Below are 12,008 nucleotides of genomic sequence, written 5' to 3' on the forward strand. Positions count from 1 at the left end.
CACGCACCGCAGCCGCCCTCGCGTCCGCACGCCCGCGGCAGCGACCAGCGCGCCCTCAGCGAGGCCGTGCGCCGGGTCGAGCGGCGTACCGGTGGGCAGGTGCTCAGCGCCGAGCGCGTTCCCTTCGACGGACGCAACGTCAACCGCATCAAGGTGGTCGATTCCCGGGGCCGCGTGCGCGTCTACATGGACGACCCGACCTCCGCGCGTCCGATGCGTGGCCAGCCGGTCCCGCAGCGCGATCGGCGTACACGCGGCGACGACGACTGAAGCTCCAAGGTGTACGTATCGGCGGCGCCTGAACAGCGCGGCCTTCCCTCCACGGAGTTCCCCCGAACGGAGTTCCCATGCGAATTTTGCTTGTAGAAGACGAAGCCCCCTTGCGCGAGACCCTGGCCGCGCGCCTCAAGCGCGAAGGCTACGCGGTCGATGCCGCGCAGGATGGCGAAGAAGGCCTGTACATGGGCCGCGAGGTCCCGTTCGACCTCGGCATCATCGACCTCGGCCTGCCCAAGATGTCGGGCATGGAGCTGATCAAGGCCCTGCGCGAGGAAGGCAAGAAGTTCCCGGTGCTGATCCTCACCGCCCGCTCGAGCTGGCAGGACAAGGTCGAGGGCCTGAAGCAGGGCGCCGACGACTACCTGGTCAAGCCGTTCCACGTCGAGGAGCTGCTGGCGCGCATCAACGCGCTGGTGCGCCGCGCCGCCGGCTGGAGCAAGCCGACCCTGGAGTGCGGTCCGGTCATGCTCGACCTGGCGGCGCAGACGGTGAGCGTCGAGGGCCAGAACGTCGACCTGACCAGCTACGAATACAAGGTGCTCGAGTACCTGATGATGCACGCCGGCGAGCTGGTCTCGAAGGCCGACCTCACCGAGCACATCTACCAGCAGGATTTCGACCGCGACTCGAACGTGCTGGAGGTCTTCATCGGCCGCCTGCGCAAGAAGCTCGATCCGGAAGGCAGCCTCAAGCCGATCGAGACCGTGCGCGGTCGCGGCTACCGCTTCGCGATCCCCCGCAGCGGCGAGTAATCCCCGCGGCGCACGCCGCGCGGGACGCATCGCGTGCCCCCGCCGCCCCGTCCCCATGGCGGGGCGGTGTCGTGTCCGGCCCCGCGAATGCCGCCGGCGTGGTCCGTGCGATCGAGCCGAAGTCATGCAAGGATTGACGATGTCATCCACCACCCGCGGCCCCGTCGCGATGCGCCCATGAGCTGGGGCCAGCCCCGTTCCCTGCAGGCACGACAGTTGCTGGCGGCCAGCCTGGGCCTGCTGGCCTTCCTCGCGCTGGCCGGCTACGCGCTCGACCGCGCCTTCATCGAGACCGCGGAAAGCAACCTGCACCAGCGCCTGAAGAGTTACGCCCTGGCCTACACCGGGCAGGGCGAGTTCGCCCGCAGTGGCGAGTACATCCCGCCCTACGACGCCGTGGACCCGCGTTTCGACCGGCCGGGCAGCGGCCTGTACGCCGAGATCGTCATGGCCGACTCGCACTGGGATTCGGCGTCGGCCGTCGGTCCGGAGCTGCCCCCGGGCACCATGCTCGAGCCCGGCCAGGAGCGTTTCGAGGGCCCCATGTCGATCATCGAACTCGATGGCAGCCAGGGCGAGGCCTACCGCTACGGCTACGGCGTGGTCCACGACACCGGGGAGAGCGAGGAGGGCCTGCCGTACACGATCTACATCCTCGAGAACACGACCCAGCTCAGCCGCCAGGTCGCGGTGTTCCGCGAAGCGCTGTGGCGCTACCTCGGCGGCGCCGGCCTGATCCTGCTGCTGCTGCAGGGCCTGATCCTGCGCTGGAGCCTGCGCCCGATGCGGCGCGTGATCGACGAGCTCAAGCGCGTGCAGCGCGGCCTGCTCTCGCGCATGAGCGGTCGCCACCCGCGCGAGCTCGAGCCGCTGACCGAGAGCATCAACGCCTTCATCGAAAGCGAGCGCGAGAACCTGGAGCGGCAGCGCAACACCATGGCCGACCTCGCGCACAGCCTGAAGACGCCGCTGGCGGTGCTGCGCGCGCGCAGCGGCGACGACGTGCCGGTGGAGGAACTGCGCGAGGAGGTCGACACGCAGGTGCGGCGGATGACCGACCTGGTGTCCTACCAGCTGGGGCGCGCCGCCCGTTCGGGCCATGCGCTGTTCGCCGCGCCGGTGGAGATCGAACCCTACGCCGACCAGATCGTGCGCAGCCTGGAGAAGATCTACGCCGGCAAGGGCGTGCTGTGCGAGTTCGAGATCGACCCCGGCATTGCCTTCCACGGCGAGCCGGGCGACCTGCAGGAAGTGCTGGGCAACCTGCTCGAGAACGCCTTCAAGTGGGCGCGCACGCGCGTGTTGCTGACCATCCGCCCGAGCGAAGGCGCGCCCAATCGCCGGCCCGGCCTGATGCTGTGCGTCGAGGACGACGGTCCGGGTATCCCGGAGGAGAAAGTAGCCACCCTGCTGCAACGGGGCGTGCGCGGCGACGAACGCGTGCAGGGCCACGGCATCGGCCTGGCCACGGTGCAGGACGTGGTGCGCAGCTATCGAGGTTCGCTCGAGGTCGGGCGCTCGCAGGAGCTCGGCGGCGCCTCCTTCGAGGTCCGCTTCCCGCCGGGTCTGTAGGGTGGGGGATTGGGGATTGGTTATTCGTGATTCGTGATGGGACCGCGGATCGGTGATGTTTCCTTCGCACCCGGGCAGTCCGCCCGCTTCGCAGGAGGGGATTCGCGAAGCAAAACCCATCGTGTGGGTCCGGGTCCGGGCGCGTGTGCGGCAGCCGGCGCCGGCTTGGTGCAATGCGCTTCGCTTATTGCACCGCGCAAGGTGACGCTTTGAGCAGGCTTGGCTTCCAACGCGCCGCTGCGCGTGATGGCAGTCAATCGAAGAGGGGCTTCAATCGCCGTAGGATGGGTCGCGCGAAGCCGAACCCGTCGCTGGGGTTTGGGGCTACGACCGATGGGTTTCGCCTTCGGCTATACCCATCCTACGGGACTATCGTTTCCCCAATCCCCAATCCCCAATCCCCAATCCCCAATCCCCAATCCCCAATCCCCAATCCCCCACTCAAGCAAACGGCGAGGGGCCGTAGAGGCGGGTGAGGTGGGTGGCGACGGCGGGCATCGTGCGCGCCAGGCGCGCGGGATCGCTGAAGTGGTATTCGCTGGTCACGGCGAAGAACTCTTCGGGGGATTCGGCTGCGTAAGGGTCGATGTCGGCCGCGTCGTCCTCGCCGCTGGCGTCGAGCTTCTCGTTGAATGCATCGAACGCGGCCTGGAAGTCGCGCGCCCATTCGCGTTGCCACGGGCGGGGCAGGGGCGGGGTGCCGTCCATCTCGCCGTCGAGCGCGTCGAGCTTGTGGGCCATCTCGTGTACGGCCACGCAGAAGCCTTCGCGCGGGGTTTCGCAATCCGACTGCACGTCGCCCCAGGACAGGACCAGCGGCCCCGCGTCCCAGGATTCCCCGATCAGGGTGTCGTCGCCTTCGTGGACCACGCCGGCGACATCGACGTGGTGCCGGCGGACGCGGAAGGCCTCCGGATAGACGATCAGCTGGGACCAGCCGTGCAGGCCCTCTTCGCCGAACTCGAGCAGTGGCAGGCAGCACATCGCCGCCAGCTGCGCGCGCTGGGCGGCATCCAGCGCGAGGCCGTGCACTGGCGTCACGGTTTTCTCATGAAGGAAGCGGGCGGTCAGCCCGGCAAGACGTTGCGAACGCGCCTCGTCGAGGGCATCGATCCAGGGGACGGCCGCGCGCACGGCGCGCCACTCAGGGGCCGCCAGGGGCTCCGGGCGTGCGCCCAGTCGTCCAAGCCATCCGAACAAACCCGAAGCGCCGGTTCAGCGCACCATGCCGGGCAGGAAGCTGTGCCAGCGCGGCGACTGCAGGCGGCCACTGGGGGCCGCGTCGCCGTGCACGCTGGGCTTGGCGCGGGTTTCGTTGGGCGCGGGCTTGCTGCGCGAGGCGCGCGGCGGGGCGGCGGCCTGCTTGGACTCGGTCACGGACGATGCCGAATCCGAACAGCCTCCACCGTTGGGGCTGCTGAGCTTGACCTCGCGCGCCACGGCGGGCGCGGCCACGAGGGCGATCACCAGGCAAAGGCAGATCCGGCGCATGACAGGTCCTTGCTGCAAGGGCTGGGCGGAGTCCCAGTTCTTTCCCGACCATATCAGGTTTTCATCACGTTTTCACACCTTTGCCGGACCGCTCGTCAGGGGCGGTCGCTGCCCGGCCCTCGCGCATAATGCGCGGGTCGTTGAACCTGGGCGGGGCCGTGATCGAAGAACGCGAACTGCTGGAACGCCTGATGGCCGGCCCGGTGTCGGGCGACGCGCTGGCGCGCGCGAGTGGCCTGAGTCGCGCCGCCGTCTGGAAGCGCATCCAGGCCCTGCGCGATGCCGGCGTGCCGATCCAGGCCCAGGCCGGACGCGGCTACCGCCTGGAACAGCCCATGGACCTGCTCTCGCCGGCGGCGATCCTCGGGGCCCTGGACCCCGCTACCGCGGCCAGCGTGCATGGCCTCGAGGTCGAATGGAGCCTGGATTCCACCAACAGCGCCCTGTTGCGGCGGGCGCCGCCGGTGGCGCCGGGGCGGGTGGAGGTGTTGATGGCCGAACGCCAGACCGGTGGTCGTGGCCGCCGTGGCCGGCACTGGGCATCCCCCCTGGCCGCACACCTGTACCTCTCCCTCGCGCGCGGTTTCGAAGGCGGCCTGGCCCGGCTGGGCGGGCTCAGCCTGGTGGCCGGCATCGCCGTGGCGGAGGCCCTGCACGCCTTCGGTGTCGACGCGGCACGCCTGAAGTGGCCCAACGACATCGTCGTCGAGGCCGCCGATGGGCTGCGCAAGCTGGGCGGCGTGCTGGTCGAGGGCGGCGGCGAGCATGCCGGCCCGGTGCGCGCGGTGATCGGCATCGGCCTCAACGTTCGCATGCCCCCGGCCGAGGCGGCCGCGATCGACCAGCCCTGGTGCGACCTGGAGGCCCTGGCCGGTCCGGGCGTGGACCGTAACCGGGTCGCGGCGACCCTGCTGTCGCACCTGTTGCCGGCGCTCGATGCCTTCGACGCCGAGGGCCTGGCACCCTTCATGGCGCGTCACGCGGCGCTGGACGTGCTCGCCGGTCGCGCGGTCCGCCTGCATGGCGAGGGCGTGGCGGTGCGAACCGGCACCGCCCTGGGCCTGGCCGCGGACGGTGCGCTGCGGGTCAGGCTCGACTCCGGCGAGTGCTGTGACGTGCATTCGGGCGAGGTCAGCGTGCGCCGACTGGAGTCGCCGGCATGAGCGCGGCGCCCATGCACTGGCTGTTCGACCTGGGCAACACCCGCCTCAAGTGCGCGCCCCTGCACGCGGACGGCTCCGTGGGCGAGGCGGTGGCGCTGGAGCACCACGGTGCGGAGCTCGACCTGGGCAGCGCGATGGCGCGCGCGCTGCCGGCGCGGATCGAGGTCGCGTACCTGGCCTCGGTGGCCTCCCCGGACGTCACCGTCGGCGTGCTCGATGCCTTGTCCACCCGCTGCCGGCGGATTTCGCGCGCGCGCACCCAGTCCACGTTCGACGGGGTGACGATCGCCTACGCGCGGCCGGAAAAACTCGGCGTGGATCGCTTCCTCGCCCTGCTCGCGGCGCATGCACGCGGCGGTGCCGCCCTCGTCTGCGGGATCGGCACGGCGCTCACCCTGGATCTCGTCGACGGCGGCGGGCGCCACCATGGCGGGCGCATCGCACCGTCGCCCACGTTGATGCGCGAGTCCCTGCACGGCCGCGCCCGGCAGTTGGCGCCGCACGGGGGCGCCTATGCGGTCTTCGCCGCCGACACCGAGGACGCACTGGCGTCGGGCTGCGACGGCGCCGCCCTGGCCCTGGTCGAGCACAGCCTGGCCGAGGCCCGCCGGCGCCTGGGCGAAACGCCGCGCCTTTACCTGCACGGCGGAGGCGCGGAGGACCTGCTGGGACGCCTGCCGGGCGCGCTGCCCGCGCCCGGCCTGGTGCTCGAAGGCCTCGCGCGCTGGGCGGCGGCCGAGCTCGAGCGTCCCGGGCCGCCGGTGTCCTAGAATCCCCGCATGCTGATCCGTTCCCTGATCGTCTTCCTGGTGGTGCTGAACCTGGGCGTCTCCGCCTGGTGGATCTTCCACGCACCGCCCCCGGCCGCGCCCGAGCCGGCCTTGCCGCTGGGCGTCGCCCGCCTGCAGTTGGCCGCCGAGGCCGCCACCGCCCCTGCCGCTCCCGGGCCGGTCGACGCTTCGCCGGCCGACGACAGCCGCGTCGCCCAATGCGCCGGGTTCGGTCCGTTCACCGAGGACGAACTCGTCGCGGCACGCAACGTGCTCGAACCGCGCGTGCTGCGCCTGGTGCCTCGCCGCCAGGAAGAAGGCGCCACCCGCGGCTGGCGCGTCTACCTCCCCCCGTTCGACAGCGTGGAGGCCGTCGAGGCCGCCGCCGGCCGGGTATCGGAGGCGGGCTTCAGCGATTACTTCATCGTCCGCGATGGCATCGAGGCCAATTCGCTGGCGCTCGGTCGCTACGGCAGCGAGGCCGCGGCGCAACGCCGCGTGTCCGAACTCGCCGAGAAAGGCATCGCCGCGCGGGCGATGCCGATCGGCAGCGGGGCGGCGCGCGTGTGGCTGGACGTGGAGGCCAACGCGGCATTCGACGTCGAGCTCGCCCAGGCCGATGCGCGGGCGCCCGGCCACGTCATGCTGGACTGCCCGCCGACGCCCTGAGCCGGCGCTGACCCGGCCCGGCCCGCGCCTCGGGTTGGCCGGAGTGATCGGTTAGAATGGCCCGCCGTGCCGGCTTAGCTCAGTTGGTAGAGCAACCGCCTTGTAAGCGGTAGGTCGTCAGTTCGACTCTGACAGCCGGCACCAGTCTTGGAGACACCCCCTCGCACAGGAGCCGCGCATGAGCCGTGTTTATCCCCCCGTATCACTCATTGGCGCACCGACCGACGTCGGTGCCGGAGACCGGGGCGCGCGGCTGGGCCCCGAAGCCCTGCGCATTGCCGGCCTGGGCGAGGCGCTGGTCGCGCGCGGCGTCGACGTGCTCGACCGCGGCAACCTCGACGGCCCGCGCAACCCCTGGCAGCCGCCGCACGACGGCTACCGCCACATCAACGAGGTGGTGGCCTGGAACCGGCTGGTCATGGACGCCGTCTACGCCGAACTGAAGGGCGGGCGCATGCCGATCCTGCTCGGCGGCGACCACTGCCTGGGCCTGGGCTCGATCACCGGCGTGGCCCGCCATTGCCGCGAGAACGGTCGCAAGCTGCGCGTGCTGTGGCTCGACGCGCACGCCGACTTCAACACCAGCCAGGTGACACCGTCGGGCAACATCCATGGCATGCCGGTGGCCTGCCTGTGCGGCATCGGCCCCCGCGAGCTGACCCACCTGGGCGGCGACGGCCCGGCGATCACCCCCGACGTGGTGCGGCAGATCGGCATCCGTTCGGTCGACCAGGGCGAGAAGCGCCTGGTCAAGGAGCACGGGCTGGAGGTCTACGACATGCGCTACATCGACGAGGTCGGCATGAAGCGCACCATGGAGGCCGCGCTGGCCGACATGGACGAGGACACCCACCTGCACGTCAGTTTCGACGTCGACTTCCTCGATCCGAGCATCGCGCCCGGCGTCGGCACCACCGTGCCCGGCGGCCCCAACTACCGCGAGGCGCAGCTGGTGATGGAGATGATCGCCGACAGCGGGCGGCTGGCGTCGCTGGACATCGTCGAACTCAATCCGGTCATCGATACGCGCAACGTCACCGGCGAGCTGTCGGTCGACCTGGTGGAGAGCCTGTTCGGCAAGTCCACCCTGATGCGCGACTGAGGGCGCATGCGGTGGCGCGAACCTGAACCGATCGGCCGCCCGGCGACGTGTTTTCACATCGTCGCGATGGCCGGTGTCGTGGGATAGCGGCCAAGCATGCAGTCGCATGCGGGCAAGACACTATCCACGAGGAGTCGCGACATGAAACGTTTGACCGCACTGATGCTGGTGGCCCTGTATGCGGTGGCCTTCCTGAGCGCCTGCAACACGATGGCGGGCGCCGGCAAGGACGTCCAGGACGTCGGCGAGAAGGTCGAAGAGAAGGCCGAGGATTGCAAGGACGGCAAGTGCTGATACCGAGCGCTGCATGCCGCTGACGTCTGTCCCCCAGGGGTGACGGAGGCGATGGAAGAGGCCGGGCTTGCCCGGCCTTTTTCATGCCCGGGTGCTCCTTCGTCCGGCCAGGCCGTAGGGTGGGTCGAGCCGAAGGCGATACCCACCCAGGCGTCCGGCCACGACGCAATCATGGGGTTTGCTTCGAAATGTGGAGGGCAAGGTCAAAGGCGTTCGCCCTTTGGGCGGGTCCCTTTTGTCTTGTCAAAAGGAACCAAAACCGCCGGCTCCATCGGCCGCCGGTACGGCTTCGCCGCACCGGTCCCCTGCGCGCCTCGGCCGTGGCGGCACGGCGCCCAAACTCGCTTCGCCCGGACAAGGGCGCCTCTTCGGCCGACACGCCCTGCGGTGTTCGGCGGCCTCGAAGTCGCGAAGATCAAGATCAAGATCATGGGCAACGGCAACGGCAACGGCAACGGCAACGGCAACGGCAACGGCAACGGCAACGACCACACGCCGCTTGGCATCCGGGGCCGCGATACGACGTAAGTGGCAGTTTCGTAGGATGGGTAGCGCGAAGCAAAACCCATCTTGTCGGTTCCAGGCGGGGACGATGGGTTTCGCCTTCGGCTCTACCCATCCTACGGTTCTGCGGCCGCGATACGACGTAAACGGCAGACGTCGCGGCCAGGTCGCTCGAAGCAAGACCCGCTCCCCGGGCGCGCCGCGAAAACGGTGCACACGACATGGCGCACGACGCGTGTCGGCAGGCGGTGAAGTCGCGACTGAACCGTTGCCGGGGATTCACCGAGGTCAAGCGGTGCGTAACCGAATCATGATTCGATCCGAACGGCGCGCTTGCGATGCTGTCCCTGCGGTCGACGACGAGGACCGCTCCCCCACGCAGACAAACAAAGAAGAGGAACCATCATATGAACAAGGACATCATTGCCGGCAAGTGGACGCAGATCAAAGGCCAGGCCCAGGCGAAATGGGGCGACCTGACCGACGACGTATTCGATGTCGCCGAAGGCAACTCCGAATACCTCGCGGGCAAGCTGCAGGAGCAGTACGGCTGGGAGCGCGAGCGCGCCGAGCGCGAAGTGAGCGAGTTCGAGAAGAGCCTGCACTGATTCCGGGCCGCGCGACCCGTTGGGGTCGCGGCCATGGTTCTCCAAGCGACGGGCCGGCCTTGCGCCGGCCCGTTTCGTTGGTGGGCGATCTTGCCACCGTGGTGTCCTTGTCACCCATGGCATCACGGGGCGTGGCCTTGCCTCCCTCAACGCCAATCGGGTGGATCGGCGACGAAGCCGCTCGGGAACGCTCGCGGTTCGGACGTCGGGCGGCGGTGATTCGGCATGATCCCCATCGCGATCAAGCGTTCGCGCGCGTCGTAGCGCAGTTCGGTGACCTGCGTGGGCCGGGAAGACGCGCGCGTGAAGTGGGTCTGCGACACCGGCGACCAGGCGCGCTCGCCATGGCCGGTGCCGAGCGTCTGCGCCTCGGCCTCCTCGGTGGCGATGGCGCGCGACGCGCTTGCGGCGTCCGCGGCCGGTGCCGCGCGCGATGACGTGTCGGCGTGGCCGATCGCCGGACGGGCCTCATGGCGAGGCCGGGCCTCGTCGAACACCGCGATGCCGATGACGCCGACGTTGCCCGGACGACCGGTGCGCGAGGCATACGCATCGGCATGGTCGGTGAACACGAAACGGGCGACGTCCGACATGGACTTGCGCCAGCCGTCGATGCGGACCGTCTGCCATGGCCCGATCACATAGCCGGCCTGCGACGGATGCGCGGTCTCGCCGCTGACCGCGTTCACGCCGTCGACCGAGAGGACCACCAGCACGCGACGGCTGGACGTATTGGTCATGCGCACTGCGTAACGATGCCCCGGCGTACCGGCGACCCACTGCCGGCGGCCGTCCGGCCACGCCTGGAGGATGCTGTCGCCGGCATCCTCGTCGACGATCGACAGCTGTACCGGATGGCCCGGCGGATAGGCGATGCCGCGGTGGCCGGCGTGCGCCGGTGCGTGGGCAAGCAGGGCGGTGGCGAGCACCAGGGCGGCGGCCTGGAGGGCGGGCAGGGGCGAGCGTTGCATGGTCGTTCTCCGACGGGGCGTATGGCATCCAACGCGTGGCCGGCGGCAACGGGGTTGGCAACGCGGCGGGCGTTGCGCTCCGGTAAACTGCAACGTCGTTTCGCAGGTGCCACCGTCCCATGCAAGCCTCGTCCCCCTCGCGCCCCATCCGTGTCCTGACCGGCATCACCACCTCGGGCACGCCCCACCTGGGCAACTACGTGGGCGCGATCCGCCCCGCCGTGGCCGCCAGCCGCGGCCAGGGCGTGGAGAGCTTCTATTTCCTCGCCGACTACCATGCCCTGATCAAGGTCCAGGACCCCGCCCGCGTCCAGCGCTCCACCCTGGAGATCGCCGCGAGCTGGCTGGCCTGCGGCCTGGATCCGGACAAGGTGTGGTTCTACCGCCAGAGCGACGTGCCGGAGGTGCAGGAGCTGACCTGGCTGCTGACCTGCGTGGCCGGCAAGGGCATCCTCAACCGCGCCCATGCCTACAAGGCAGCGGTCGACAAGAACCGCGAGGCCGGCGAGGACGACGATGCCGGCATCACCGCCGGCCTCTTCATGTACCCGGTGCTGATGGCGGCCGACATCCTGATCTTCAACGCCGACAAGGTGCCGGTGGGACGCGACCAGATCCAGCACATCGAGATGGCGCGCGACTTCGGCCAGCGCTTCAACCATCTCTACGGCGAGCACTTCGCGCTGCCGGAAGCCGCGATCGAGGAGAACGTGGCGACCCTGCCGGGCCTGGACGGCCGCAAGATGAGCAAGAGCTACGACAACACCATCCCGTTGTTCGCGCCGCGCGAGCAGCTGCGGAAGCTCATCTTCTCGATCGTCACCGATTCCACCCCGCCGGGCGAACCCAAGGCCACCGAGGGGTCGGCGCTGTTCCAGCTCTACCAGGCCTTCGCCAGCGACGCCGAGACCGCGGCCATGCGCGAGGCATTCGAGGCGGGCATCGGCTGGGGCGACGCCAAGCAGCAGCTGTTCGAGCGCATCGACCAGGAGATCGCACCCCTGCGCGAGCGCTACGAGGCGCTGGTCGCAGACCCCGCCCGCATCGAACAGGTCCTGCGCGACGGTGCCGCGCGCCTGCGCACGACCTACGCGGTGCCGCTGCTGGCACGCCTGCGCGAAGCCGTGGGCCTGCGCGACCTGTCCGCCCGCGTCGAGGGCAGCGGCGAGGCGGTCGCGAAGGCGGCGATGCCGGTGTTCAAGCAGTATCGCGAAAGCGACGGCCGCTTCTATTTCAAGCTCGCCCATGGCGACCGCGTGCTGCTGCAGAGCGAAGGCCATGCGTCGCCGCGTGACGCCGGGCAGCTGGTGGCGGCGCTCAAGCAAAGCAGCGGCGATGGCGTGCAACACGGTCCCGATGCCGGCGTCCAGCTGGGCGACCGCCCGGTGGGCCGCCTGGGCGACGGCGTGACGCTCAAGGAACTGCTCGACGCGCTCGGCCTGTTCGCCGGGGAGGACTGACCGTGATGGGCGAGACGATCCAGCTCAACCTGGCGCTGATCCTGTTCCTGCCGTGGTTCCTGATCCTCGGCGCGCTGTACTGGCTGTTCCCGCGCCAGCCGCGACCGCCGGCGCGCTGGCTGTTCGACACCGCGACGCTGGTCGTCGCCGTGGTGGCCTTCCTCATGGGCATCCACTGGGCCCATGCCAACGCGGACCCCGGGTACGGTCGGATGTGGGCGCAGGTGCTGGCCACCGCGCTGGGCTACGGCATCTTCCTGGCGGTGATGACGGTGGCGTTCTTCGTTCGCCGCGCTTGGTTGCGCCGCCTCGCCCCGCACTGAGCGTGGCTTGATCGCCAGGGGCGATCCAACGCATCCTCGGACCCCCGGGG

14 protein-coding genes, 1 tRNA gene and 1 pseudogene are annotated in these 12,008 nt (G+C 70.0%); 13 read left to right on the forward strand and 3 right to left on the reverse strand.

From position 1 onward, the window contains the following. The 3 genes from FKV25_RS15075 to FKV25_RS15085 form a co-directional block, all read left to right on the forward strand. A partial coding sequence (locus tag FKV25_RS15075; RefSeq protein WP_246072116.1) for a PepSY domain-containing protein occupies nt 1-270 on the forward strand: 270 nt, incomplete at its 5' end. A gap of 77 nt (nt 271-347) precedes the next feature. Next, nucleotides 348-1,031: a response regulator transcription factor gene (locus FKV25_RS15080; protein WP_141519612.1), complete on the forward strand. Its 684-nt coding sequence runs from the start codon at nt 348-350 to the stop codon at nt 1,029-1,031. A gap of 177 nt (nt 1,032-1,208) precedes the next feature. Further along, nucleotides 1,209-2,603, forward strand: coding sequence for an ATP-binding protein (locus FKV25_RS15085; protein WP_141519613.1), 1,395 nt, complete (start codon nt 1,209-1,211; stop codon nt 2,601-2,603). Between the two features lie 441 nt (nt 2,604-3,044). Here the strand turns inward: FKV25_RS15085 and FKV25_RS15095 are convergent, their stop codons facing one another. Continuing rightward, the gene (locus FKV25_RS15095) at nt 3,045-3,803 is read right to left on the reverse strand and encodes a M90 family metallopeptidase (RefSeq protein ID WP_425462641.1); all 759 of its coding nucleotides are present in this window, start codon (nt 3,801-3,803) and stop codon (nt 3,045-3,047) included. 15 nt (nt 3,804-3,818) lie between these two features. Beyond that, a complete protein-coding gene (locus tag FKV25_RS15100; protein ID WP_141519615.1) occupies nt 3,819-4,094 on the reverse strand; it encodes a hypothetical protein in 276 nt (91 codons plus the stop codon). 161 nt (nt 4,095-4,255) lie between these two features. Here FKV25_RS15100 and birA point away from each other — a divergent pair, with 161 nt between their 5' ends. The 8 genes from birA (at nt 4,256) to FKV25_RS15140 (ending at nt 9,204) form a co-directional block, all read left to right on the forward strand. Then, a complete protein-coding gene (gene birA, locus FKV25_RS15105) occupies nt 4,256-5,257 on the forward strand; it encodes a bifunctional biotin--[acetyl-CoA-carboxylase] ligase/biotin operon repressor BirA (RefSeq protein WP_170218670.1) in 1,002 nt (333 codons plus the stop codon). Next, a complete protein-coding gene (locus tag FKV25_RS15110; protein WP_246072117.1) occupies nt 5,254-6,027 on the forward strand; it encodes a type III pantothenate kinase in 774 nt (257 codons plus the stop codon). Before birA ends, FKV25_RS15110 begins: the two co-directional genes overlap by 4 nt. 9 nt (nt 6,028-6,036) lie before the next feature. Continuing rightward, a complete protein-coding gene (locus FKV25_RS15115; RefSeq protein WP_141519617.1) occupies nt 6,037-6,696 on the forward strand; it encodes an SPOR domain-containing protein in 660 nt (219 codons plus the stop codon). 68 nt (nt 6,697-6,764) lie between these two features. After that, nucleotides 6,765-6,840 (forward strand) — tRNA-Thr (locus FKV25_RS15120). 34 nt (nt 6,841-6,874) lie between these two features. Beyond that, nucleotides 6,875-7,798 (forward strand): arginase, encoded by a 924-nt coding sequence (rocF, locus tag FKV25_RS15125; RefSeq protein WP_141519618.1) that lies wholly within the window; start codon nt 6,875-6,877, stop codon nt 7,796-7,798. Between the two features lie 141 nt (nt 7,799-7,939). After that, a complete protein-coding gene (locus FKV25_RS15130) occupies nt 7,940-8,092 on the forward strand; it encodes an entericidin A/B family lipoprotein (protein ID WP_141519619.1) in 153 nt (50 codons plus the stop codon). 387 nt (nt 8,093-8,479) lie between these two features. Beyond that, nucleotides 8,480-8,620, forward strand: coding sequence for a hypothetical protein (locus FKV25_RS16325; protein ID WP_170218664.1), 141 nt, complete (start codon nt 8,480-8,482; stop codon nt 8,618-8,620). Between the two features lie 383 nt (nt 8,621-9,003). Next, nucleotides 9,004-9,204, forward strand: a complete 201-nt coding sequence (locus FKV25_RS15140) for a CsbD family protein (RefSeq protein WP_141519621.1) — start codon at nt 9,004-9,006, stop codon at nt 9,202-9,204. Nucleotides 9,205-9,350: 146 nt separating this feature from the next. Here FKV25_RS15140 and FKV25_RS15145 read toward each other — a convergent pair whose 3' ends face one another. Beyond that, nucleotides 9,351-10,175, reverse strand: a complete 825-nt coding sequence (locus tag FKV25_RS15145; RefSeq protein WP_141519622.1) for a hypothetical protein — start codon at nt 10,173-10,175, stop codon at nt 9,351-9,353. Between the two features lie 119 nt (nt 10,176-10,294). Between FKV25_RS15145 and FKV25_RS15150 the strand changes: the two are divergent. Together FKV25_RS15150 and FKV25_RS15155 are read left to right on the forward strand one after the other, a co-directional pair. Further along, nucleotides 10,295-11,506, forward strand: a pseudogene (locus FKV25_RS15150) (tryptophan--tRNA ligase); the annotation flags it as partial. A gap of 134 nt (nt 11,507-11,640) precedes the next feature. Beyond that, nucleotides 11,641-11,958: a hypothetical protein gene (locus FKV25_RS15155; protein WP_141519624.1), complete on the forward strand. Its 318-nt coding sequence runs from the start codon at nt 11,641-11,643 to the stop codon at nt 11,956-11,958. Nucleotides 11,959-12,008 lie beyond the last annotated feature (50 nt).

Origin of the sequence: Marilutibacter aestuarii (assembly GCF_006546775.1) — a bacterium.
In the GTDB taxonomy this organism is placed as follows: domain Bacteria; phylum Pseudomonadota; class Gammaproteobacteria; order Xanthomonadales; family Xanthomonadaceae; genus Marilutibacter; species Marilutibacter aestuarii.